This is a genomic window from Rhodoplanes sp. P11 (assembly GCF_964266735.1).
Lineage (GTDB): Bacteria > Pseudomonadota > Alphaproteobacteria > Rhizobiales > Xanthobacteraceae > Rhodoplanes > Rhodoplanes serenus.
This window is the reverse complement of the sequence record NZ_CAXWGY010000012.1, coordinates 333,349-355,874: the sequence shown is the minus strand read 5'-3', so window position 1 is coordinate 355,874 and position 22,526 is coordinate 333,349. Positions and strand designations below refer to the sequence as shown.

22 protein-coding genes are annotated in these 22,526 nt (G+C 71.9%); 17 read left to right on the top strand and 5 right to left on the bottom strand.

Annotated elements, in window-relative coordinates:
- The first annotated feature begins 27 nt into the window (after positions 1-27).
- From ACFQUV_RS10865 to ybgC, 5 genes are all read left to right on the top strand, one after another.
- Positions 28-450 (top strand): cytidine deaminase, encoded by a 423-nt coding sequence (locus ACFQUV_RS10865; RefSeq protein ID WP_129611370.1) that lies wholly within the window; start codon positions 28-30, stop codon positions 448-450.
- A 190-nt stretch (positions 451-640) separates the two neighbouring features.
- On the top strand, positions 641-1,690 hold the full coding sequence (ruvB, locus tag ACFQUV_RS10860) for a Holliday junction branch migration DNA helicase RuvB (protein ID WP_129611369.1): 1,050 nt from the start codon (positions 641-643) through the stop codon (positions 1,688-1,690).
- Between the two features lie 22 nt (positions 1,691-1,712).
- Entirely contained in the window at positions 1,713-1,934 is a 222-nt protein-coding gene (locus ACFQUV_RS10855; RefSeq protein WP_129611368.1) for a type II toxin-antitoxin system HicB family antitoxin, read from the top strand.
- Positions 1,935-2,072: 138 nt separating this feature from the next.
- Positions 2,073-2,942: a DUF6869 domain-containing protein gene (locus ACFQUV_RS10850; RefSeq protein WP_129611367.1), complete on the top strand. Its 870-nt coding sequence runs from the start codon at positions 2,073-2,075 to the stop codon at positions 2,940-2,942.
- A 104-nt stretch (positions 2,943-3,046) separates the two neighbouring features.
- On the top strand, positions 3,047-3,520 hold the full coding sequence (gene ybgC / locus ACFQUV_RS10845) for a tol-pal system-associated acyl-CoA thioesterase (protein ID WP_129611366.1): 474 nt from the start codon (positions 3,047-3,049) through the stop codon (positions 3,518-3,520).
- Between the two features lie 37 nt (positions 3,521-3,557).
- Here the strand turns inward: ybgC and ACFQUV_RS10840 are convergent, their stop codons facing one another.
- Positions 3,558-5,516, bottom strand: a complete 1,959-nt coding sequence (locus tag ACFQUV_RS10840) for a hypothetical protein (RefSeq protein WP_129611365.1) — start codon at positions 5,514-5,516, stop codon at positions 3,558-3,560.
- Positions 5,517-5,711: 195 nt separating this feature from the next.
- Between ACFQUV_RS10840 and ACFQUV_RS10835 the strand changes: the two genes are divergently transcribed.
- The 12 genes from ACFQUV_RS10835 (at position 5,712) to ACFQUV_RS10780 (ending at position 18,550) form a co-directional block, all read left to right on the top strand.
- On the top strand, positions 5,712-6,416 hold the full coding sequence (locus ACFQUV_RS10835; protein WP_111387435.1) for a TetR/AcrR family transcriptional regulator: 705 nt from the start codon (positions 5,712-5,714) through the stop codon (positions 6,414-6,416).
- Positions 6,417-6,734: 318 nt separating this feature from the next.
- Entirely contained in the window at positions 6,735-7,148 is a 414-nt protein-coding gene (locus tag ACFQUV_RS10830; RefSeq protein WP_129611364.1) for a DUF2852 domain-containing protein, read from the top strand.
- Positions 7,149-7,580: 432 nt separating this feature from the next.
- Entirely contained in the window at positions 7,581-8,276 is a 696-nt protein-coding gene (gene tolQ, locus ACFQUV_RS10825; protein ID WP_111387439.1) for a protein TolQ, read from the top strand.
- Positions 8,277-8,441: 165 nt separating this feature from the next.
- Positions 8,442-8,888 carry a protein TolR gene (tolR, locus tag ACFQUV_RS10820; protein WP_111387441.1) on the top strand — a complete coding sequence of 149 codons (447 nt, stop codon included), beginning with the start codon at positions 8,442-8,444 and terminating at the stop codon, positions 8,886-8,888.
- Between the two features lie 4 nt (positions 8,889-8,892).
- A complete protein-coding gene (locus ACFQUV_RS10815; protein WP_129611363.1) occupies positions 8,893-9,882 on the top strand; it encodes a cell envelope integrity protein TolA in 990 nt (329 codons plus the stop codon).
- 119 nt (positions 9,883-10,001) lie between these two features.
- Positions 10,002-11,336 carry a Tol-Pal system beta propeller repeat protein TolB gene (tolB, locus tag ACFQUV_RS10810; protein WP_111387445.1) on the top strand — a complete coding sequence of 445 codons (1,335 nt, stop codon included), beginning with the start codon at positions 10,002-10,004 and terminating at the stop codon, positions 11,334-11,336.
- Positions 11,337-11,927: 591 nt separating this feature from the next.
- The gene (gene pal, locus ACFQUV_RS10805) at positions 11,928-12,422 is read left to right on the top strand and encodes a peptidoglycan-associated lipoprotein Pal (RefSeq protein WP_111383716.1); all 495 of its coding nucleotides are present in this window, start codon (positions 11,928-11,930) and stop codon (positions 12,420-12,422) included.
- Positions 12,423-12,486: 64 nt separating this feature from the next.
- Entirely contained in the window at positions 12,487-13,710 is a 1,224-nt protein-coding gene (ybgF, locus tag ACFQUV_RS10800) for a tol-pal system protein YbgF (protein WP_129607870.1), read from the top strand.
- A gap of 79 nt (positions 13,711-13,789) precedes the next feature.
- Positions 13,790-15,001, top strand: a complete 1,212-nt coding sequence (gene tilS, locus ACFQUV_RS10795; RefSeq protein WP_129607872.1) for a tRNA lysidine(34) synthetase TilS — start codon at positions 13,790-13,792, stop codon at positions 14,999-15,001.
- A gap of 204 nt (positions 15,002-15,205) precedes the next feature.
- Positions 15,206-17,134: an ATP-dependent zinc metalloprotease FtsH gene (gene ftsH, locus ACFQUV_RS10790; RefSeq protein ID WP_129607871.1), complete on the top strand. Its 1,929-nt coding sequence runs from the start codon at positions 15,206-15,208 to the stop codon at positions 17,132-17,134.
- A 362-nt stretch (positions 17,135-17,496) separates the two neighbouring features.
- A complete protein-coding gene (locus ACFQUV_RS10785; protein WP_129607642.1) occupies positions 17,497-18,237 on the top strand; it encodes an AzlC family ABC transporter permease in 741 nt (246 codons plus the stop codon).
- On the top strand, positions 18,221-18,550 hold the full coding sequence (locus ACFQUV_RS10780) for an AzlD domain-containing protein (RefSeq protein WP_129607641.1): 330 nt from the start codon (positions 18,221-18,223) through the stop codon (positions 18,548-18,550). Before ACFQUV_RS10785 ends, ACFQUV_RS10780 begins: the two co-directional genes overlap by 17 nt.
- A 38-nt stretch (positions 18,551-18,588) precedes the next feature.
- Here ACFQUV_RS10780 and mepA read toward each other — a convergent pair whose 3' ends face one another.
- The 4 genes from mepA to ACFQUV_RS10760 form a co-directional block, all read right to left on the bottom strand.
- The gene (mepA, locus tag ACFQUV_RS10775) at positions 18,589-19,512 is read right to left on the bottom strand and encodes a penicillin-insensitive murein endopeptidase (RefSeq protein ID WP_244601438.1); all 924 of its coding nucleotides are present in this window, start codon (positions 19,510-19,512) and stop codon (positions 18,589-18,591) included.
- Between the two features lie 51 nt (positions 19,513-19,563).
- Positions 19,564-20,469 (bottom strand): NAD-dependent epimerase/dehydratase family protein, encoded by a 906-nt coding sequence (locus tag ACFQUV_RS10770; protein ID WP_129607640.1) that lies wholly within the window; start codon positions 20,467-20,469, stop codon positions 19,564-19,566.
- A 138-nt stretch (positions 20,470-20,607) separates the two neighbouring features.
- Positions 20,608-21,837, bottom strand: coding sequence for a tRNA epoxyqueuosine(34) reductase QueG (gene queG, locus ACFQUV_RS10765; protein ID WP_129607644.1), 1,230 nt, complete (start codon positions 21,835-21,837; stop codon positions 20,608-20,610).
- Entirely contained in the window at positions 21,834-22,526 is a 693-nt protein-coding gene (locus ACFQUV_RS10760) for a glutathione S-transferase family protein (RefSeq protein WP_111387255.1), read from the bottom strand. Before ACFQUV_RS10760 ends, queG begins: the two co-directional genes overlap by 4 nt.

Genomic DNA, 22,526 nt, shown 5'->3' with positions numbered 1-22,526 from the left:
CGCGTGATGGATGCGAGGACGCCGGAGATGCTGAGTGTCCGTGACCGGGAGCTGGTCGACGCCGCCTGCGAGGCGATCCGCCGCCGCTACCGCAACGACTGGCAGGAGGTCGGCGCGGCGCTGCGCAGCCGCTCCGGCCAGATCGTCACCGGGGTCAATCTCGACGCCTATGTGGGCCGCATGGGCGTGTGCGCCGAGGGCGTCGCCATCGGCAAGCTGGTCACCGATCTCGGCGAGATCGGCATCGACACCATCGTGGCGGTGCGTCATCCGCGCCCGCACGAGCCCGACCAGTCGATCCGCATCGTGTCGCCCTGCGGCATCTGCCGCGAGCTGATCTCCGACTACGATCCGGAGGCGCGGGTGATCATCATGGGCGAGGACGGCCCGATGGTGGTGCCGGTCCGCGATCTGCTGCCCAACAAGTACAGCCGCGGGACGGGCTTGTGAGAACGACGACGAGGCACGGCGCTCGGACTCCCTCTCCCCGCTCGCGGGGAGAGGGCAGGCGCGCATCGGCGCGCCGGGGTGAGGGGCGGCTCGAGTTCCTGTCGAAACGCCCCCTCACCCCACGCGCTTCGCGCGTCGACCTCTCCCCGCCTGCGGGGAGACGTGATGGCAACTCCGGAAGCGCGCTGCCATGACGGCTCCCCCCCGCCGTCTCGTCTCCGCCGAGCGCCGCGACGAGGACGCAGTCGAGACGAGCTTGCGTCCGCAGAAGCTCGACGAGTTCGTCGGCCAGGCGCAGGCGCGGAAAAACCTCTCGGTGTTCATCGGCGCGGCGCGGGCGCGACAAGAGGCGCTCGACCACGTGCTGTTCGTCGGCCCGCCCGGGCTCGGCAAAACGACGCTCGCCCAGATCGTCGCCCGCGAGCTCGGCGTCGGCTTCCGCTCCACCTCCGGCCCGGTGATCGCCAAGGCCGGCGATCTCGCCGCGTTGCTGACCAATCTGGAGGAGCGCGACGTCCTGTTCATCGACGAGATCCACCGGCTCAACCCGGCGGTCGAGGAGATCCTCTATCCGGCCATGGAGGACTTCCAGCTCGACCTGATCATCGGCGAGGGGCCGGCGGCGCGCTCTGTGAAGATCGATCTGGCGAAATTCACCCTGGTCGGCGCCACCACCCGGGCGGGCCTCCTCACCAATCCGCTGCGTGACCGCTTCGGCATCCCGGTGCGGCTCGCCTTCTACACCGAGGCGGAGCTGGAGCGGATCGTCGCCCGCGGCGCCCGCGTGCTCGGCCTGCCCATGACCCCGGACGGCGCCAACGAGATCGCCCGGCGCGCCCGCGGCACCCCGCGCATCGCCGGCCGCCTGCTGCGCCGGGTGCGCGACTTCGCCGAGTACGAGGGGGCCGCGACCGTCGACCGCCCGGTCGCCGACCGCGCCCTCCAGGCGCTGGAGGTCGACGCCTCGGGGCTCGACGCCATGGATCGCCGCTACCTCACGGTGATCGCGCTCAACTACGGCGGCGGCCCGGTCGGCATCGAGACCATCGCGGCGGCGCTGTCGGAGCCGCGTGATGCGCTGGAGGAGATCGTCGAGCCCTACCTGATCCAGTGCGGCTTCATCCAGCGCACCCCGCGCGGACGCCTGCTCACCGGCCACGCCTTCCGGCATCTCGGCCTCGCCGAGCCGGCCCGCGACCCCGCCCAATTCGGCCTGTTCTCCGATCCGGACGCCCCGTGATGGCGTCCGGAGGAATGTCCTGATGACGCTCGAATACGCGGTTCGGATCGAACGGCTCGCCGAGACGGACGGCGGCGGCTATATCGCGACCGTGCCCGACCTTCCCGGATGCATGTCGGACGGTGAAACGCCCGAGGAGGCGCTCCGGAACGTGCAGGAGGCGATCGCCTCGTGGATCGAGGCGGCGACCGCGTGGGACACCGAGGTTCCTCGTCCGTCACCGCCTTTGGCCCGCGCAGGATAGCAACAACCGATTCATACCGTACTGATATTTAATCGGAATTAGTAACGCCTCGGTGGCGTCGAACCTCTTTCACGAACACGGCGACTAACCCCTGGACGGAAGGGCGCCGGCAGTGCGCCCGCCACACGGGGGTGGTGCATGAGCTTCATCGACGACGCCAAGCACTGGGCCACCATGCCGATTCCAGCGGCTGGCCGTGGCGGGGCCGACGACGCGCTCTACGAGGCGATGCCGGTGCCGGAGCTGGCGGCTCTGTGGTGTCGCCTCCAGGGCCTCGGGCTGCGCGACCAGACCGATGCCGACTGGGCCGCCACCCTCTACTTCGACCATCTGCCCCACGACGCGGCCGACCGTGCCCTCGACATGGTGCTCGCCGTGCTCGCCTCCGAGGCCGAGCTGCGCGTCAAGATGCAGCTCGCCGAGAAGTTCATGAGTGCGCTGATCTACAATCAGTCGCCCCGGCTGATCGACCGGCTGGAGGCCGAGGCCGCCGCCCATCCGCGGCTGCGCTGGCTGTTGGGTGCCGTCCACTGGTGGGCGCCGAGCCGCGAGCTGAAGCTGCGCCTCGCCCGCCTCGCCGACGAGGGCGCCTGGCGGGTCGACGAGGTGGCGCGCGACACCCCCGCGCTGCGGATCGATTTCGCGGCGCTGCCGCTCGATGCGCTCGCCCGCGCCTGGGTCGAGCAGCACGTCAAGCCCGAGAAGGATCGCGACGCCAACTGGCACGCGCTCGTCGACTTCGAGCGCGAGCTGCTGGAGCAGCGGCCCGACCGGGCGCTCGATCTGGTGCTCGCCGTGCTGGCGATCGAGACGCACCCGGCGGTGCTGTCGCTGCTCGCCGCCGGCCTGCTGGAAGACCTGATCGGCCCCGACACCATCGCCCGGGTCGAGCGGGAGGCGCGCGCCGACGCACGCTTCCGCGCCCTCGTCGGCAGCGTCTGGTATCACGACGGGCCGGAGGAGCTGCGCGAGCGCCTCGATGCGGTGGTCAAGGAGGCGCGGGCCTGACGGGCGACGTCCAGCCCGCGAGCGGGTCCCGTCGCGCCGGAAAATGCTCTACACGAGCGGTGACCGGCGCCGCCCGAGCGCGCCGCACCGACGGACGTGACTGCATGACCGATCCTGTTCCGGCGGGTCTCGACGGCGAGATTCGCGACGGCCGCCACCAGCTGGCGGTGCGCATCTATTACGAGGACACCGACTTCTCCGGCGTCGTCTACTACGCCAACTACCTGCGCTTCCTGGAGCGCGGGCGGACCAACTATCTGCGTCTGCTGGGCGCCGACCAGCGGGCGCTGTTCGAGGAGACGGCGCGCGAGGCGCCGGGCTTCGCCTTCGTGGTGCGCTCGCTCGCCATCGACTACCGCAAGCCCGCCCGCATGGACGACGTCGTGGTGGTGACGACGACCCCGGTCGAGGTGAAGGGCGCCTCGATCACGCTGGCCCAGACGGTGACGCGCGACGACGTCCTCCTGGTCGAGGCGACCGTGCGGGTCGCCTTCGTGTCGAGCGGCCGCGCCCGGCCAATCCCCAAGGCCCTGCGCCTCGCCATGAAGGCCGACCAGGACGGCGCCGCCGGCGCCTGATCCGAGGCGCCGTCGCGCTTCGCCCCGCCCCCGCCGCTCAGCGCGGCGCAGTGTCGATCTCGATGCGCAGCCGGCCGAGCAGGTCGGCGCCGCCGGCGTTCAGCTCGCCGAGCCGGACCGTCTGGCCGGGGCGCGGCGTCACCGTCACGGCGATCCGCCCGGGCCGACGCAGGAAGTCGGCGAGGCGGTCGAGCGCGGCCGGCGTCACCGCGTCGCCGAGCGCCTCGGCCATCTCGGCTCGCGTCTTGGTCGCGAGCTCGTCGCGGAGTGCCTGCGGGGCGGCTCCCGTCCGCCGGGCGAGATCAGCGACGAAGCGCTCGGCGAAGCCGAGATCGGTGAGCGTCAGGCTGGCGCGGCCGAGCCGGGCGTCGCGCTCCAGGATCTCGTCGGCGCGGTCCGGGTCGGCGAGGGCGGCATCGACATCGATGCCGTCGAGCCGCACGGTCGCCTCGATCCGGCCGACGTCGTCGACCGCCACCGCGGTGTCGTCGAGCACCAGGGCCTTGTCGGCCGCCAGCAGGCGCAGCCGGGCCGCGAGGTCGCCGCGCAGCACCCGGTAGCCGAGCCGGGCGAGCTGGTCGCGGCCGTCCTCGGGGCCGCTCGGGTCGATCGGCACGGCGAGCCGCGACACCGCCACGGCGAGCCGGTCGGGCAGGCGGGCGGTCCAGTCCATCTCGATGTCGAAGCCGCCGAGCGACACCGGCCCCTCCGGCGTCTTGGCGTCGAGGCCGGCGAGCCGCACGGCGCCGATGCGCGGCACCAGATCGAGGATCTTGGCCGGGTCGATGTCGGGATCGCGGCCGGACTCGGCGGCGTCCAGGGCGAGGTCGAGCAGCGCCGCGAAGCTCACCCGCTCGATGGCGAAGCGGGCGAGGCGGGCCGGCCCGTCCGGCGTCTTCACCGTGACGTCCCGTAGCTCGAACAGGTCGAAGCCGCTCGGCACCAGCCCCGCCAGGGTGACGCCGCCGATGCGGAGGTCGGCGTCAGGGCCGTTCACGGCGATGTCGCGCAGCGCCACGCTCTCGACTTTCAGGCCGCGGAGCACGCCGCGATACCAGCGCACCACCTTGGCGAGAATGGCCGGGTCGGGGTCGCCGCCGCTCTGCATGGTGGCGCCGAGCGCGAAGACCTCGGCCGGCAGCGGATCGGCCGGGACCGCGAGCGTGGTGGCACCGATCTCGTAGGTGCCGAGCCGCACGGTGGCGTCCGGCGCGGTGATCTCCAGTCGCTCCAGCACGGCCGAGGCCATCACCCGCTTGGGCGTGCCGTCACCGCCGCCGGTGAACATGCGAAGGCTCTCGCCGAGATCGAGATCGCGATACCGGATGGCGCCGGTGGTCAGGCGCACCGGCTGCTTGGGATCGGGCGCCGCCGTCATGGTGATCGAGGCGAGCCGCGCCTCGCCGACGATGCCGCGGGCGAGCCGCGTCATCACGAAGCCGCCGAGCACCTGCTCGGTGGCGAGCGTCTTGTCGCTCATCGTGATGGTGTCGATGGTGGCGGTCTCGGCCACCACCTCGCGAAACAGGTCGGCCCACGGCCGGGTGGTCGCCGCGCCTTCGGCGAGGGCGCGGTACAGCTCCTCGGGGAGGCGCACCCGGTCGAAGGCGAGGCGCGGAATCCGCCAGCTCTGGGTGGCGAGGCGCCCGGTCACGTCCTCGATCGTCAGGCGGTCGGCCACCACCATGCCGTTCTCACGGGCGAAGCCGGTGAACACGGCGCGGCCGATGGCGAGCTGCTCCGCGTCGCGGCTGCCGAAGCGAAGATCCTTCACCTCGATGGTGCCGGCGCGCACCCGGGCGGCCGTGGCGGTGTCGGAGGTGGTGACGCGGGCGCCGGGCTCACGGGTGCCACGGACCTCGGGGCGGCTCGTGACCCCGGCACCCGGTGCGTCGATACGCGCGCCAGGCTCGCGGGCTCCTTGCGCATCGGCCTGCACGGCCGCCAGCGCCAGGCCGAGGCCCACCGTCAGGGCACACCAGTTCATTGCTCTCATGACAGAGGTCCTCGCTCGGTCCGGCAGGCTCGCAGGGGAGAATCTCGCAGGGGAGAATCTCGCGAACGATCCGGCGTCCATGATGACGCGCCCGCCGTCCGGCGCAATCGCGCCGGTGCGAGCTTTCGCGGGCGGCCGCTATCGACGGCCGACGGCCCCTGATGTAAACCCTTTTCACATGAGCGGGTGCGGCGCATGAGCTGGTCGAGATCGGGTCGCGACGGAGGCGGTCGCGACGGCGGCCGCGACGCATCGGGGCGCGACGCTCCGGGCCGCGACTCCGGCCGTGGCTATCACCACGGCAATCTGAAGGAGGCGCTGATCCGCGCCGCCCTCGAGCTGATCGCCCAGAAGGGGCCGGCCGGCTTCACCTTCGCCGAGGCGGCGCGCTGGGCCGGGGTGAGCCCGGCGGCGCCCTATCGGCATTTCCGCGACCGTGACGAGCTGATGGCCGATGTGGCGCGGCGCGGCTTCGAGGCGTTCGAGGTGGCGCTCGCCCGCGCCTGGGACAACGGGCGGCCCGAGCCGCGCACCGCCATGGATCGGCTCGGCAAGGCGTATCTGGCCTTCGCGCGCGACGAGCCTGCCTATTACGCCGCGATGTTCGAGGCCGGGGTGCGGCCGGATGCGAGCCCCGAGCTGCGGGCCGCCGGCGATCGCGCCTTCGCGGTGCTGCGCGGCGCCTGCGAGGCGCTGGCCGCCGGGCTGCCGGCCGCCGTGCGGCCACCGGCCCTGATGATGGCGCTCCATCTGTGGTCGCTCGCCCACGGCGTCGCCGCCTTGTTCGGGCGTGGGGATGCGGCCCGCCGGCCGCTGCCGATGACCCCCGAGGAGCTGTTGGAGGCCGGCCTGCTCGTCTATCTCCAGGGGCTCGGGGTGCCGCCGTCCGGCGCTGCCTGAGCGGTCTCCTGTCGGCGACGTCGGCCCACCCTGCGCGGGTCGAGCCGCGGCGAGGCACGGCGGCGTGTCATGCGGTCCCATGGCGCCGGCTGGGACCTTGCGTCCGCCGGCCGCGGGGCCACCTCTTGTTCGAATGCATCTGTCCCCACCTGCGGAAGGCGTGAGCCCATCGGGCCTTCGGCCGCCGCGCGAGCGCCCCGAAAAATCGGCGCCGCCCGCCCGGGCGCCGCTTGACAAGGCCCGAGGCGGCGCGTATCTATGTAAATGTAATTAACATTCACTGTCCAACACCCACACGAGGCACCCCGCGAGGACGCCATGCCCTTCGTAGCCAAACTCGACGATCTCGGTTCCGGCGCCTGGATCGCCCTGACGATCCTCGGATTCGTGTTCTGGTGGCCGATCGGCCTGGCGCTTCTCGCCTTCACCTTCTGGAGCGGACGCATGAGTTGCTGGAACGGTCGCGGGATGTCCCGCTGGCAGGCCAAGATGGAGCGGATGCGCGACCGCATGGACCGCGGCGGCGACTGGTTCGGCGCCCCGACGAGCGGCAACCGGGCGTTCGACGAGTACCGCGCCGAGACGATCCGTCGCCTCGAGGACGAGCAGCGCGAGTTCAAGGATTTCCTCGAACGCCTGCGGATGGCCAAGGACAAGGCCGAGTTCGACCAGTTCATGGCCGAGCGCCGCGGCCGCTCCTCGGCCGACGTGCACCAGCCGTCGCCGGGCTGAACCGGCGCCCGGCTCCCCGGGCTCCAGCTCCGGGGACACTGCGCCCCGATCGCCGACCGATGAATGCGAAGGCCGTCGCCCGTCCGGGCGGCGGCCTTCGTCGTCTCGTCGGGGCCTGCGGCCGGTGCCTCGCCGGCTCGGCTGGCCGGCCGGACCCTAGAACCGGCCCAAACTTCGCTCCGTTTACCGAGCGTTAACCGCGGCCGCGCCGTACTGACCGTCGCGAGGGGCGCGCGGCGCCCTCATTTGGTCACGTTTGGCCGGGATTCCATCGGCCGGGAATGGGGTTGGCGCGCGTCAGACCCGATTGACCGAACCGGCGGGAGGGCTCGAGGCGCGCCAGAGGGGCGCCCGCGGGCACTGCGGCCGGCATTCGCCGTCGGCGGCCGCCGGCAAAGACCCCCGCCGTGCCGGAGAGCGTTGGACAAAACGATGATTCCTGAAGCACCGGGCATGGCTGCCGACCTGTCGATCTTCGGCCTGTTCTGGCAGGCGCACTGGGTCGTCAAGCTGGTGATGGTCGGCCTGCTCGCCTGTTCCGTGTGGGTGTGGGCGATCGCCATCGACAAGTTCTTGCTCTTGCAGCGCACCCGCTCGGCGATGAACCGCTTCGAGCAGGCGTTCTGGTCCGGCCAGTCGCTGGAGGAGCTGTACCGCTCGCTCGCCTCGCGGCCCAACCACTCGATGGCGGCGCTGTTCGTGGCCGCGATGCGCGAGTGGAAGCGCAGCTTCGAGGGGTCGAGCCGCTCCTTCGCGGGCCTTCAGATGCGCATCGACAAGGTGATGGACGTCACCATCGCGCGCGAGGTGGAGCGGCTGGAGCGGCGGCTCCTGGTGCTGGCGACGGTCGGCTCGGCGAGCCCCTTCGTCGGCCTGTTCGGCACCGTCTGGGGCATCATGAACTCGTTCCAGTCGATCGCGGCCTCGAAGAACACCTCGCTGGCGGTGGTCGCACCGGGCATCGCCGAGGCGCTGTTCGCCACCGCGATCGGGCTGGTGGCCGCCATACCGGCGACCATTTTCTACAATAAGTTCTCCTCCGAGGTGAACAAGCAGGCCGCACGGCTGGAAGGCTTCGCCGACGAGTTCTCCGCGATCCTGTCGCGGCAGATCGACGAGCGGGCCTGAGGCGCCGCCGCCGGACCGGGCTGGTCCGGCGCGACAAGGCGCTGAAAGAACGGTGGTTTCGGTGGCGTCGCCCAGGGTGGGGAGAAGCCCGGGCGGCGATCCTGGTGCGGACCGGGAGGGTTTGGAACCGGGTTCGGCACGAGTTGGCACGGGGACGGGACTGCGATGGGGATGATGCTGGCCGGAGGCGCGGGGAGGCGCCGGGGCCGCCGCGGCAATCCGGTGATGAGCGAGATCAACGTCACGCCCATGGTGGACGTGATGCTGGTGCTGCTCATCATCTTCATGGTCTCGGCGCCGCTCCTCACCGTCGGCGTGCCGATCGACCTGCCGCAGAGCCAGGCCAAGAGCCTCGACCAGGACAAGGAGCCGCTGACCATCTCGGTCAACACCCAGGGCCAGGTCTTCCTCCAGAACAGCGAGATTCCGATCGACGAGCTGGTCGCCAAGCTGACCGCCGTGACGGCGGCGCGCGGCGGCATGGACGAGCGCATCTATGTGCGCGGCGACCGCAAGGTCGACTACGGCACCGTCATGAAGGTGATGGGGCGGCTGTCGGCCGCCGGGTTCAAGCGGGTGGCGCTGGTCACCGAGGTGGAGCAGGGGTCCTGACGGCTTGCGCAAGGCGCTGACCATATCGGCGATCGGCCATGCGACCGTGCTCCTGTGGGGCATGATCGCCTTCGTGGTGAAGCCGCTGGAGGCGACCACGATGGAGTCGCTGCCGGTCGACGTCATCTCGGATGCCGAGTTCTCGCAGATCACCGCCGGCGTGAAGACCGCCAAGAAGGTCGAGACCCCGAAGCCGATGGTCGAGAAGCTCGGCGAGCAGAAGCCCGTCGAGGAGCTGACCAAGGTCGACAAGAAGCCCGAGATCAAGACCGCCGCGGCCGAGCCGATGCCGCCGCCGCCGGAGCCCAGGAAGCCCGACCCCAAGCCCGAGAAGGCCAAGGCGGAGCCGGAGAAGAAGGCCGAGCCCGAGAAGAAGCAGGAGCCCGACAAGGCCAAGCCGGCCGAGGCGCCGCCGCCCGACCCGATCGCCGAGGCGATGAAGAAGGCCGAGGAGCAGAAGAAGAAGGACGAGCAGAAGAAGGCGGAGGAGCAAAAGAAGAAGCTCGCCGAGGAGAAGCGCAAGGCCGAGGAGCAGAAGCGCAAGGAGGAGGCGCTGAAGAACCAGCCCGCCTTCGATCCGAGCAAGATCGCCGCGCTGCTCGACAAGCAGGCGCCGCGCCGCCAGGAGGTGACCGGCGACACGCTCAACCAGACCGCCTCGCTCGGCCTGCCCACCGGCCGCGCGGCGACCCTGTCGCAGAGCGAGATCGACGCGCTCCGCGCCCAGATCCAGGCATGCTGGAACCCGCCGGCCGGCGCCGTCGAGGCCAAGGAGCTGATCGTCCAGGTGCGCCTGCGGCTGCGTCAGGACGGCTCGCTCCAGGCCGACCCGATGCTGCTCAACCGCGGCAGCCATCCGTTCTTCCAGGTCGCCGCCGAGAGCGCCCTGCGCGCCATCCGGCGCTGCCAGCCCTACCGGCTTCCCGTCGCCAAGTACGACGTGTGGAAGGATGTTGAAGTCACGTTCGATCCCCGCGATATGTTCCGCGGCTGATCGCCGTCGGCCGCAGACGTCCCGGCGGATCGGCTCCGAAAACCCCGTTCGGCCCGCTGGGCCGCGCCCCCGCTCCGCCGTCCGCGGCCCGAGCCGCCGGGCGTGAAGAGGACAGCCCGATGCTTGCGCGTTTGACTCGCCGCCGTCTCCTTCTCGCGTCCGCCGCCGCGGCGGGCGCCGGTGCGCTGGCCGGCCTGCCGGGGCAGGAGGCGCAGGCGCAACTGCGCATCGACGTCACCCAGGGCAATGTCCAGCCGGTGCCGATCGCCATTCCCGACTTCGTCGGCGGCAGCCCGGCGGACGTCGAGGCGGCCCGCGGCATCAGCCAGATCATCACCGCCAACCTGCGCCGCTCGGGCCTGTTCGCCCCGATCGATCAGGCTGCCTTCATCGAGCGGATCACCACCATCGACACCCAGCCGCGCTTCCCCGACTGGCGCGCCATCAACGCCCAGGCGCTGGTGACCGGCCGCCTCACCCGCCAGCCCGACGGCCGCCTCAAGGCCGAGTTCCGGCTGTGGGACGTGTTCGGCACCGCCCAGCTCACCGGGCAGCAGTACTTCACCTCGCCCGACAACCTGCGCCGCATCGCCCACATCATCTCGGATGCCATCTACGAGCGGCTCACCGGCGAGAAGGGCTATTTCGACACCCGCATCGTGTTCGTCGACGAGACCGGCTCGAAGGAGCGCCGCGTCAAGCGCCTCGCCCTGATGGATCAGGACGGCGCCAATGTCCGCTATCTGTCACGCGGCGATGACCTCGTCCTCACCCCGCGCTTCTCGCCCACCACCCAGGAGATCACCTACATGTCGTTCGGGCAGGGCGACCCGCGCGTGTATCTCCTCAATGTCGAGACCGGGCAGCGCGAGATCGTCGGCAACTTCCCCGGCATGACCTTCTCGCCGCGCTTCTCGCCGGACGGCCAGCGCGTCATCATGAGCCTCCAGCAGGGCGGCAACTCCAACCTGTTCGTGATGGATCTGCGCTCCAAGGCGACGACGCGGCTCACCGACACGCCGGCGATCGACACGGCGCCGTGCTTCTCGCCGGACGGGACGCGCATCTGCTTCGAGTCCGACCGCGGCGGCAAGCAGCAGATCTACGTGATGGGGGCCGGTGGCGGCGGTGCCCAGCGCATCAGCTTCGGCGACGGCTCCTACTCGACCCCGGTGTGGTCGCCGCGCGGCGACTTCATCGCCTTCACCAAGCAGGGCGGCGGCCGCTTCGGCATCGGCATCATGAAGCCGGACGGCTCCGGCGAGCGCCTGCTCGCCGACGGCTACCACAACGAGGGGCCGACCTTCGCGCCCAACGGCCGCGTCATCATGTTCTTCCGCGACCCCGGCTCGGGGCCGGGCCTCTACACGGTCGACATCACCGGCCGCAACGAGCAGCGCGTCCGCACCCCGAGCTTCGCGTCCGATCCGGCGTGGTCGCCGCTGCTGAGCTGACGCGCCGGCGCCGCGGCTCGCTCACCTCTCCCCGCGCGCGGGGAGAGGTCGGATCGCCGGCCACCAGCCGGCGGTCCGGGTGAGGGGGCGTTTCGGTTGAGCCGAAGCGGCGCTGTTTGCCACCGCGATCCTCTGGCAGCCTCTCGATTTGCCCCTCACCCCGACCCTCTCCCCGCACGCGGGGAGTGGGAACGGGGGCGCCGCGCAGGGCGGGGTCGGGCGTCGCGATATCGAATGTCGGAGGAGCCGCGGCTCGCTCACCTCATCCCCGAGCGCGAAGAGGTCGGATCGCCGGCCACCAGCCGGCGGTCCGGGTGAGGGGGCGTTTCCGGTGCCGCCGACGGTGTGTGACCCGAACGGCACAGCGGCCGGCTCCGAGCGTCCGCCCACTCCCACCCGCCACGCTGCCGCCGCGTTCACGCCGCAGTAACCATTCCAAACGGTTTCCGCCGATCGCGGCGCGCCGGGGGGCTGTGGCAACGCCCCGTCAAGGTTGACGGAACCTTCGCTTAACGAAACCGGGGCTAGACCGTAGGAAAGCTCCAAGCCGGGGGCACATCCGGCGCGAGCAGGTCGATGAGGAGTTACGGCATGCCGAATGTCTCACGTTACCGCACCGCTGCACGGATCGCGGCTGCGCTTGCGGGCGCGCTGCTGATCGCGGCCTGCGCCAACAAGCCGAACGATCCGAATGCCGCGGGTCTGGCCGGTGCCGCGGTGCCGGGCAGCCAGCAGGATTTCGTCGTCAATGTCGGCGACCGCGTCTTCTTCGAGAGCGATTCCACCGATCTCACCTCGCAGTCGCGCCAGACCCTCGACAAGCAGGCGCAGTGGTTGCAGAACTACGCCCAGTACGCCTTCACGATCGAAGGTCACGCCGACGAGCGCGGCACCCGCGAGTACAACATCGCGCTCGGCGCCCGGCGCGCCCAGGCGGTGCGTGACTATCTGATCTCGCGCGGCATCTCGGCCCAGCGGATGCGCACCATCTCGTACGGCAAGGAGCGCCCGGTCGCGGTCTGCAACGACATCTCGTGCTGGTCGCAGAACCGCCGCGCCGTGACGGTGCTCAACGCGTCGTCCTGATCGAGGCGGCCGTGTCGCGGACGGGGCGGTCGCATGCCCGCCCTCCGCCGGCTATGATGCGACCATGACGCAGGCTATCCCCCCTCGATTCGGCTGGTGGCGCGCTCGCGCGTCGATCCGTTGCGCCCCGACCGGCCGCCTCGCGCGCCTGGCGGCGCTGCTGCTGCTCGGCGCCGCGTTCGCGGCCGGCCCGGCGGTGGCGCCCGCGACGGCGCAGATGTCGGAATCGGACCTGATCGTCCGGCTCAACCAACTCGAAAGCCAGATGCGCCGGCTGACCGGCGACCTCGAGCAGGCGCAGTTCAGGAACCAGCAGCTCGAGCAGCAGCTGCGGCGCATGCAGGAGGACTACGAGTTCCGCTTCCAGGAGCTCGGCCGCGGCGGCAGCCGCGGGGCGCCTGCGGCGCCTCCGCCGGCCACGCCTGGTCGCCGTGGCGAGGCGCCGGTCGCGGCGCCCCAGGCTCAAGCCCAACCTCCCTATGTGCCGCCGGCCGGCGCCACCGAGCTGCCGCCTCCGCCCGCCTACGGAGGCGGTCCCGCCTATGCGTCCGCTGACGCGGGGCCTCCGGCCGTCGCGCCACCCGCCCCGGGCGGGCGGGGTCGCCGCGGCGACGCCTTCGATCCGAGCCAGACGCCGGGCGCACCCGGCGCCCCGCGGGTGCTCGGCTCCATCCAGGGTGAGTCGACGCCCGTGCCCGGCCGTGCCGCCGGAGCGCCGCTCGATCTCGGCAGCATGGCGGGCGCCGCCGCCGCCGACCCGAGCCTCGGGCGCGGTCCGGCGGCCACCGGCGGCCTGCCGCCGCCCCCGCCCCGCAACCCGAGCGCGACCGGCCATGGCGGGCCGGCTCCGGGCGGCTACGGGGCCCAGAGCCAGGGCAGCCAGGTCGCCAGCCTGCCGCCCGGTGGCAGCCCCAAGGACGAGTACGACCTCGCCTACGGCTACGTGCTGCGCAAGGATTATGCGCTCGCCGAGCAGACCTTCCGGGAGTTCCTGCGCAAGCATCCGAACGACCGGCTCGCCGGCGACGCCCAGTACTGGCTGGGCGAGAGCCTGTACCTGCGCAAGTCCTACAAGGACGCGGCCGATGCGTTCCTGGCGGTGACCCAGCGGCCCGGCGCCAACCCGAAGGCCCCCGAGGCGATGTTGCGGCTCGGCCAGTCGCTCGCCGCCCTCAACCAGAAGGAACTCGCCTGTTCCAGCTTTGCCGAGGTTCTGCGGCGCTATCCGCGGGCATCGGTCAACGTGAAGCAGGCGGTCGAGCGCGAACAGAAGCGTGTCCGCTGCTGACCACCCGACGGTCGAGGACACTGCGGCCGACGACGCTCCGCCGCCCGCCACCGCACATGCGCGACACGACGATGCGCCGCTGACCACCACCGAGGCGGCCACCCTGTTCGCCGATCTCGCGGCGCTGCCGGCCGTGGTGCTGGCGGTCTCGGGCGGTCCGGATTCCACCGCGCTCCTCGTCCTGGCAGCCCGCTGGCGTGCCGCCCTCGCGGCCGGCCCGCGGCTGGTCGCCGCCACCGTCGATCATGGATTGCGTTCCGGATCGGGCGACGAGGCGCTGGCGGTCGGCCGGCTCGCCGGCGAGCTCGGCATCGCCCACCACATCCTGCGCTGGACCGGCGAGAAGCCGGCGGCCGGGCTCCAGGCGGCGGCCCGCGCGGCGCGCTACCGGCTGCTGGCGGTGGCGGCGCGCGAGGCGGGCGCCCGTCACGTGCTCACCGGCCATACCCGCGACGACCAGGCCGAGACGGTGCTGTTCCGCCTCGCCCGTGGCAGCGGCCTCGCCGGCCTCGCCGGCATGGCGCGGGTGGCGCCTTTACCTCTCCCCGCTGGCGGGGAGAGGTCGACGCGCGAAGCGCGGCGGGTGAGGGGGCGCCTCGAAACGACTGCCCGGACTGCGGCCCCTCACCCCGACCCTCTCCCCGCAGGCGACGATCGGGAGCCCGCCCTTCTGCTCGTCCGTCCGTTTCTCGACATCCCCAAGGCACGGCTGGTGGCGACGCTCGCGGCCGCCGGGATCGCCTGCGCGGACGATCCGTCGAATCGTGATCCGCGGTTCACCCGTTCGCGGCTGCGGGCGCTGCTGCCGGGCCTCGCGGCCGAGGGCCTGACGGCGCCGCGCCTCGCGCGGCTCGCCGATCGCATGCGCCGGGCCGATGCGGCGCTGGAGGCGGCCGTCGAGCGGCTGGCCGCCGATCTCGCCGTGGCCGATCTGGCAGGGTTCGGCCTGGCCGGCGGCGACGGGGTGGTGCGGCTCGACGCGGCCGGCTGGGCGCGGGCGCCCGCGGAGCTGCGGCTGCGCCTGCTCGGCCGGCTGATCGACCGCGTCGGCCACGAGGGGCCGGTCGAGCTGGGCAAGCTGGAAACCGTGGCCGATGCCCTCGCGGCGGCCGTGGTGGCCACGGCGATCACAGCGGCCGGCGGTGGCCCCGAATCGGCTGCGCGGTTTCGCCGCACGCTGGCGGGTGCCACCGTGACGCTGGCCGGGGGGCGTCTGTCGGTCGCTCCGGCGCCGCCGCGCCGAAGCGGCGGAAACGCCGCATCGGCAGGGCCGAACCCCACGGAAACGTGACGAAAACCCGTTCACCACGGCGCCACGAATCAGCCCTTCCGGGGTGACCGCGCTTGTGAGCCGCGGGCGAGGCCCCTACATTGGCCGAGGTATGCCCCGACAACCGGCGTGGGCGAGAGGGCGCGGCGTCTCTCCGCCGTCGTTCCACCGTCACCCGGACCACCGTCACCCGGACTTTCGAGCCACGGGGCACGAGGACGCCTGATGAACGCCAATTTGCGGAATTTTGCCCTGTGGGTGATCATCGTCCTGCTGCTGCTGGCCTTGTTCACCCTGTTCCAGAATCCCGCGCAGCGTTCGGTCTCCACCGACATCGCCTTCTCGCAGCTCCTGAACGAGGTCGAGCAGGGGCGCGTGCGGGACGTCGTGATCCAGGGGCCCGAGATCCACGGCACCTACACCACCGGCGGCAGCTTCAACACCTACGCGCCCAGCGACCCGACCCTGATCGACAAGCTCTACAAGAAGGGCGTGACCATCACGGCGCGGCCCCAGCAGGAGAACGTGCCCTGGTTCGTCTCCCTGCTGGTCTCCTGGTTGCCCTTCATCGCGCTGATCGGCGTCTGGATTTTCCTGTCGCGGCAGATGCAGGGGGCGGGCGGCAAGGCGCTCGGCTTCGGAAAGTCGCGGGCCAAGCTGCTCACCGAGGCCCATGGCCGCGTCACCTTCGAGGACGTGGCGGGCGTCGACGAGGCCAAGCAGGACCTCCAGGAGATCGTCGAGTTCCTGCGTGATCCCGGCAAGTTCCAGCGGCTCGGCGGCAAGATTCCGCGCGGCGTGCTGCTGGTCGGCCCGCCCGGCACCGGCAAGACGCTGATCGCCCGCGCGGTGGCCGGCGAAGCCAACGTGCCGTTCTTCACCATCTCGGGCTCGGACTTCGTCGAGATGTTCGTCGGCGTCGGCGCCTCGCGCGTCCGCGACATGTTCGAGCAGGCCAAGAAGAACGCGCCCTGCATCATCTTCATCGACGAGATCGACGCCGTCGGCCGCCATCGCGGCGCCGGCCTCGGCGGCGGCAATGACGAGCGCGAGCAGACGCTGAACCAGCTCCTCGTCGAGATGGACGGCTTCGAGGCCAACGAGGGCATCATCCTGATCGCCGCCACCAACCGGCCCGACGTGCTCGATCCGGCGCTGCTGCGCCCGGGCCGCTTCGACCGCCAGGTGGTGGTGCCGAACCCGGACGTCGTCGGCCGCGAGCAGATCCTGAAGGTCCATGTCCGCAAGGTGCCGCTGGCCCCCGACGTGAACCTGAAGACCATCGCGCGCGGCACCCCCGGCTTCTCGGGTGCGGACCTGATGAACCTCGTCAACGAGGCGGCCCTGATGGCGGCTCGGCGCAACAAGCGCATGGTCACTCAGGTCGAGTTCGAGGACGCCAAGGACAAGGTGATGATGGGCGCCGAGCGCAAGTCGCTCGTGATGACCGAGGAGGAGAAGCTTCTCACCGCCTATCACGAGGGCGGCCACGCCATCGTGGCCCTCAACGTCAAGGCGACCGACCCGGTCCACAAGGCCACCATCATCCCGCGCGGCCGGGCGCTCGGCATGGTCATGCAGCTCCCCGAGCGCGACAAGCTGTCGATGAGCTTCGAGCAGATGACCTCCCGCCTCGCTATCATGATGGGCGGGCGTGTCGCCGAGGAGATGATCTTCGGCCGCGACAAGGTCACCTCGGGCGCGCAGTCGGACATCGAGCAGGCCACCCGCCTCGCCCGCATGATGGTGACGCGCTGGGGCTTCTCGCCGAAGCTCGGCACCGTCGCCTACGGCGAGAACCAGGACGAGGTGTTCCTCGGTATGTCGGTCGCCCGCCAGCAGAACGTCTCGGAGGCGACCGCCCAGACGATCGACGCCGAGGTTCGCCGGCTGGTCGAGGAGGGCCACGACGAGGCCAAGCGCATCCTCACCGAGAAGCGCGAGCACTTGGAGATCCTCGCCCGCGGCCTGCTGGAGTTCGAGACCCTGACGGGCGACGAGATCAAGGACCTGATCAACGGCAAGCGTCCGTCGCGCGAATCGGTGATCGAGCCGTCCGGCCCGCGCGGCTCGGCGGTGCCGACCGCCGGCAAGCCGCGGCCGCGGCCGGAGCCGCCCAGCGCCGGCGACATGGAGCCGCAGCCGACCGGCTGAGGCCCCGACCCTCGCGACACGAGAACGCCCGCCCGTCGCGGGCGTTTTCTTTTGGGGCAGGCATACGGCCAGGATCGTTCGCAGCGACTCGAGCCGAAGCCCCGGCGCCGCTGCTTCCCTCTCCCCGCTTGCGGGGAGAGGGTGGCTCGCCGCGGAGCGGCGGGTCGGGTGAGGGGGCGCCCACTCGACGCCGAGAGTCACCGACTCGCGGCGACGCCCCTCACCCGACGACTGCGCTGATGCGCGCAGCCGTCGACCTCTCCCCGCCTGCGGGGAGAGGTGACGCGCCGAACTCTCCGCGGCATCTCTATCTCTCGATCCCGCCGCTAGCCTTTCGCCGCGACGCTCCGGCCCATCATGACATGACGACCCATCCGCCACCCCCGCTGTCCGATCCTCCCGCCGGCCCGGTGCCGGTCACCGGCGCCGGCTTCCTGCTCGGGGCGCGGCTGGCCCTGCCGGTCGCCCCCGGCATGATCGCCATCGCGCTCGCCACCGGCGCCACCGCGGCCCGCATCGGCCTGTCGGCCATCGAGAACCTGGTGATGTGCGCCACCATGTTCGCGTCCTCGTCGCAGCTCGTGGCGATGGAGCTGTGGCCGCAGCGCTTCACCCCCGGCGCCGTGCTGGCGCTCGCCCTGATCGCCCTCACCATCAACGCCCGCATGCTGCTGATCACCGCCACGCTGCGGCCCTGGATGGGCGGGCTGCCGGGCTGGATCTATCCGGTGCTGCACATCACCAGCGATCCGAGCTGGATCGTCTCGATGCGCTACCGCAACGAGGGCGGCCGCGACGCCGGCGTATTCTTCGGCGCCAGCGTGCTGCTGGTGAGCGTCTGGCTGGCCTCGACCCAGGTCGGCTATCTGCTGGGCGCGCTGGTCACCGATCCCAAGCGCTGGGGCATCGATCTCGTGATGCCGGTGTTCTTCGCCGCCATGGTGGTGCCGCTGTGGCGCGGGCGGCGGGCCGCGCTGCCCTGGCTGGTGGCGGGCGCGGTGGCGCTGGTGGTCGAGCGGCTGGTCGGCGGCTGGAGCTTCATCGTCGCCGGCGCGATCGCCGGAGCCGTCACCGGAGGGCTGATGGATGACCGGCGCGACTGATCCTCTCGCCGCCGACTGGGGCGTCTACGCGGCCATCGCCGCGATGGCGGCGGCCACCTATGCGATGCGGGCCGGCGGCTTCTGGATCATGGGGCGGGTGCCGCTGACGGCGCGGGTGCAGCGCATGCTGGCGGCGCTGCCGGGCTCGATCGTCGCCGCCACGGTGCTGCCGCTGGTGGTGAACGGCGGCCCGGTGGCGGCGCTGGCGGTCGGCGCCGGCGGCGCCGTCATGATGGCGACCCGCAACGACTTCCTGGCGGTGGCGGCCGGCATGGGCGTCGCCGCGCTCGCCCGCGCCGGCGGGCTCCCGTGATGCGGGCACGTCATCGCCGGGTGTGACGTGCCGGCGCCTCACGGCGCCTGGAGCACCATCCGGCAGGCCGGCGGCAGCTCCGCCAAAGTGAGCGGCGGCCGCGGCTTCGGCGGCTCCTTGGGGGGCGGCGGATGCAGGACCGAGTCCTGGAACCACCAGTCGAGCTCCTTCCCGCAGCCGTCGCCGTTGTTCGGCACCGGCGGCTGCGGGGTGCAGCCGGGATCGCCGCCCGGGCAGTGGATGCGGACGTGGAAATGGTAGTCGTGCCCCCAGTAGGGGCGCACCTTGGCGAGCCAGCCGCGATCGGCACCGGCGTCGCGGCACAGCGCCTTCTTGATCGCCGCGTTGACGAAGATGCGGTCGACCTCCGGCCGCTTCGCCGCCGTGCGGATCACCGCGACGTGGCCGGGCGTCCACACGGCCGGATCGACGTCGGTGCGGTCGCGTGCCACCACCATGGTGGCGGACATCTCCTCGCGCTCCTTGCGGGTCAGCTCGCGGTCCGGCATCGGGGTCAGCCAGATGTCGGCGTCGAGCCCGACCTGGTGGCTGGCGTGGCCGGTCAGCATCGGGCCGCCACGCGGCTGCGACATGTCGCCGACCAGCAGGCCCGGCCAGCCGGCCTTGCGGGCCTCGGCGGCCAGCCGCTCCAGCATGGCGACCAGCTCGGGATGGCCCCAGTTGCGGTTGCGCGACAGCCGCATCACCTGCCAGGCCGGCCCGTTGACCGGCAGCGCCGTGCCGCCGGCGAGGCAGCCCTTGGAGTAGAAGCCGATCGCCCGCGCCTCCATGTGGGTGGGCGTCGCCTTGCGGCCGAACAGCGCCTTGGCGGGGGTCTTCGGATCGTCCGGGCTGGCGAGCGGCGGCAGCGGCTTGGGATCGACCGTGCCGCGGTCCTGGGCGGCCGCCGGACCGGCGAGGAGGAGCAGCACGGCGACGGCAGCGAGGCGATTCGGCATCATGCCATCGATTCTATCGCAACCGTCGTGCGGTCGAAACGCCCCGCCGCTCCCTCACGCCGCCGGCTGGCGCGCCGCGAACTCGGCCCGCAGGCCCTCGCGATAGGTCGGATGGCGCAGCGTCACGCCCAGCTCGCGCTTGAGCTTGTCGTTCTGGGCGCGCTTGCACTCGGCGTAGAAGCTCAGGCCCATGGGCGACAGGGTGCGGGCCGCCTCGGCGAACGGAATTTCGGGCGGCGGCTCGCGCCCCAGCAGCCCGGCTGCGAACACGATCGGATCGCCGGGGGGCGAGGGCTCGTCGTCGGCCACGTTGACGGCGCCGGCGATGCGCTTCGCGAACGCCGCCTCGATCGCCTGGGCGATGTCGGCGACGTGGATGCGGTTGAACACCTGGCCGGGCTTGTCGATGCGATGGGCGCGGCCGCGCTCCAGGCTGATCAGGGCGTTCTGGCCCGGCCCGTAGATGCCGGCCAGCCGCAGGCTGGCGACCGGCACGCCGGCGCGTGCCCCGAGCGCCATCCAGGCCGCCTCCTGCTCGACCCGCTCGATGCTGCGCGGGTTGATCGGCTTCAGCGCCGCGGTCTCGTCGATCCAGGCGCCGCCGTGGTCGCCGTAGACCCCCAGCGTGGACAGCAGCACCACGCTGCGCAGCGTGCCGGCCGCGGCGGCCGCCGCGATCCCGTCGGCGAGCACCGCGAGCACGGGGTCGCCGGTCTCGGTCGGTGGCGACGAGATCAGCAGCGCCTCGGCCTCGGCGACCGCGGCGGTCAGCTCGGGGCTCGCCGTGGTGCCGTCGAACACCAGCATCTCGACCTCGCTTCCGCCAAAGCGACGCGCCGCCAGGTCGGCGGCGCTCTCGGCCGTGCGGGTAGTGCCGACGATGCGGTCGAAGCGGCCGCCGAACTCCGCCACGTAGTGCCGGGCGCAGTAGCCGAAGCCGAAGCAGATCAGCGTGGTCATGTGTCATTCCCCTTCCAGCGGAGTGTCAGCATCCGCCTGCTGCTCCATCGCACAGCGCCTAGACTCCCTCGCCCCGCGCAGCGGGGAGAGGGTGGGGGTGAGGGGCGACGGCGCTTAGGTTCGAGCCGAAGCGCCCCCTCACCCGATATCCATGCCTGCGGCATGGATATCGACCTCTCCCCGCGAGCGGGGAGAGGTGAAGAGCAGCGCCGCGGCCCACTCCTCCCGCACCTGCGGGTCGGTCTCGCCGGCCGCGTGGCGGTCCGCCAGGTTCGAAAAGTCCGCCGCGGGCATGAGCCGCGCCAGCGCCCACACGGCGGCGCCGCGCACCAGCGGCGAGGCGTCGGCGAGGCGGGCCGCGGCGGCGCCGGCGAGATGCGGATCGCCGCTGTTGCCGATGGCGACCAGCACGTTGCGGACGAAGCGGTCGCGGCCGACGCGCTTCACTGCGGTCTTGCGGAACAGCGCCCGGAACGCCGCGTCGTCGAGCTCGGCGAGGTCGGCCAGCGCCGGCGCGGTCAGCTCCTGGCGTGCCGCCAGCTTGGCGTCGCGGCCGGCCTTCGCGAACTTGTTCCACGGGCAGGCGGCGAGGCAGTCGTCGCAGCCATAGACGCGGTTGCCGATGGCCAGCCGCAGGTCGCGTGGGATCGGCCCCTTGTGCTCGATGGTGAGATACGAGATGCAGCGCCGCGCATCGAGCCGATAGGGGGCCGGGAACGCCGCGGTGGGGCAGGCGTCGAGGCAGGCCCGGCAAGAACCGCAATGGTCGCCGCAATGGTCCGCGGCCGGCATGTCGGGCGGCAGCGGCAGCGTGGTGAACACCGCGCCGAGAAACAGCCAGGAGCCGAAGTCGCGCGAGACGAGGTTGGTATGCTTGCCCTGCCAGCCGAGCCCGGCGGCGGCGGCGAGCGGCTTCTCCATCACGGCGGCGGTATCGACGAACACCTTGACGTCGCCGCCCGCGGTGGCGACCAGCCAGCGCGCCAGCGCCTTCAGCCGCGGCTTGATCACCTCGTGATAGTCGTCGCCCTGCGCATAGACCGAGACGGCGGCGCGATCACGCCGCGCCGTCGCCGCCCGCGGATCGTCGGCGGGGCCGTAGTTGACGCCGAGCATCACGACGGCGCGGACCTCCGGCCACAGGCCGCGCGGGCTCGCCCGGCGCTCCGGCCGGTCGGCGAGCCAGTCCATGTCGCCATGGTGGCCGGCGGCCAGAAAGTCGGCGAGCCGCGCAGCCGCGGGGCCGATCGCGTCGGGCGCCGTGATTGCCAGCGCGTCGAAGCCGAGCGCCGCCGCCTCGGCGCGCAGGGCGGTGACGAGGGCGGACAGGTCGGGTGCGGACGGGTCGGTCGCCGGCGGGCCGGTCAGAAGTCGAGGTCGGCGTAGGTCTTGGACGGCGCGATCCCGGCGTGCATCTCGACCAGCAGCGGTCGGAACGACGGCCGCGACTTCACCCGCGCGTACCAGGTCTTGGCGGACTCGTCCTCGTTCCACGGCACGTCGCCCAGATAGTCGACCGTCGAGAGATGCGCGGCGGCGGCCAGGTCCGCGTAGGTCATCCGCGGCCCGGCGAGCCAGTCGCGGGTGCGCGCCAGCCAGCCGATATAGGCGAGATGATAGCGAATGTTGGACAGCGCCGCACGGATCGCGTCGATGTCGGGCGAGCCGCCACCCTGCTTCACCGTCATGTGGCGCTTGAACACCCGTTCGAGCACCAGCGGACCCGACACCTCGGTGTGGAACTTCTCCAGGAACCACATGGTCAGCCGCCGCACCTCGATGCGGGCGGCCATCTCGCGCGGCAGCAGCCGGTGCTCGCCGAGATCACCGCCGCGGGTCTCGTCGAGATACTCGGCGATCATGGCGGGGTGCGACACCGGCGGGCGGCCGTCCTCCACCAGCACCGGCGTGGTGGCGGCCGGGTTGATCACCAGGAACTCCTGGCGCCGCTCCCATGGCCGCTCGTCGGCCAGATTGGGGATGACGCCGTACTCGCCGAGGGCGATGCGGACGAATCGGGACTGCGGGCACAGCGGCTGGTGGAACAGCGTCAGCAT

What these genes read in the sequence shown, in the direction of transcription:
- ACFQUV_RS10865 (WP_129611370.1), top strand. Translation starts at nt 28, where the DNA reads ATGCTGAGTGTCCGTGACCGGGAGCTGGTCGACGCCGCCTGCGAGGCG.
- ruvB (WP_129611369.1), top strand. Translation starts at nt 641, where the DNA reads ATGACGGCTCCCCCCCGCCGTCTCGTCTCCGCCGAGCGCCGCGACGAG.
- ACFQUV_RS10855 (WP_129611368.1), top strand. Translation starts at nt 1,713, where the DNA reads ATGACGCTCGAATACGCGGTTCGGATCGAACGGCTCGCCGAGACGGAC.
- ACFQUV_RS10850 (WP_129611367.1), top strand. Translation starts at nt 2,073, where the DNA reads ATGAGCTTCATCGACGACGCCAAGCACTGGGCCACCATGCCGATTCCA.
- ybgC (WP_129611366.1), top strand. Translation starts at nt 3,047, where the DNA reads ATGACCGATCCTGTTCCGGCGGGTCTCGACGGCGAGATTCGCGACGGC.
- ACFQUV_RS10840 (WP_129611365.1), bottom strand. Translation starts at nt 5,516, where the DNA reads ATGAGAGCAATGAACTGGTGTGCCCTGACGGTGGGCCTCGGCCTGGCG.
- ACFQUV_RS10835 (WP_111387435.1), top strand. Translation starts at nt 5,712, where the DNA reads ATGAGCTGGTCGAGATCGGGTCGCGACGGAGGCGGTCGCGACGGCGGC.
- ACFQUV_RS10830 (WP_129611364.1), top strand. Translation starts at nt 6,735, where the DNA reads ATGCCCTTCGTAGCCAAACTCGACGATCTCGGTTCCGGCGCCTGGATC.
- tolQ (WP_111387439.1), top strand. Translation starts at nt 7,581, where the DNA reads ATGATTCCTGAAGCACCGGGCATGGCTGCCGACCTGTCGATCTTCGGC.
- tolR (WP_111387441.1), top strand. Translation starts at nt 8,442, where the DNA reads ATGGGGATGATGCTGGCCGGAGGCGCGGGGAGGCGCCGGGGCCGCCGC.
- tolB (WP_111387445.1), top strand. Translation starts at nt 10,002, where the DNA reads ATGCTTGCGCGTTTGACTCGCCGCCGTCTCCTTCTCGCGTCCGCCGCC.
- pal (WP_111383716.1), top strand. Translation starts at nt 11,928, where the DNA reads ATGCCGAATGTCTCACGTTACCGCACCGCTGCACGGATCGCGGCTGCG.
- ybgF (WP_129607870.1), top strand. Translation starts at nt 12,487, where the DNA reads ATGACGCAGGCTATCCCCCCTCGATTCGGCTGGTGGCGCGCTCGCGCG.
- ftsH (WP_129607871.1), top strand. Translation starts at nt 15,206, where the DNA reads ATGAACGCCAATTTGCGGAATTTTGCCCTGTGGGTGATCATCGTCCTG.
- ACFQUV_RS10785 (WP_129607642.1), top strand. Translation starts at nt 17,497, where the DNA reads ATGACGACCCATCCGCCACCCCCGCTGTCCGATCCTCCCGCCGGCCCG.
- ACFQUV_RS10780 (WP_129607641.1), top strand. Translation starts at nt 18,221, where the DNA reads ATGACCGGCGCGACTGATCCTCTCGCCGCCGACTGGGGCGTCTACGCG.
- mepA (WP_244601438.1), bottom strand. Translation starts at nt 19,512, where the DNA reads ATGATGCCGAATCGCCTCGCTGCCGTCGCCGTGCTGCTCCTCCTCGCC.
- ACFQUV_RS10770 (WP_129607640.1), bottom strand. Translation starts at nt 20,469, where the DNA reads ATGACCACGCTGATCTGCTTCGGCTTCGGCTACTGCGCCCGGCACTAC.
- ACFQUV_RS10760 (WP_111387255.1), bottom strand. Translation starts at nt 22,526, where the DNA reads ATGCTGACGCTGTTCCACCAGCCGCTGTGCCCGCAGTCCCGATTCGTC.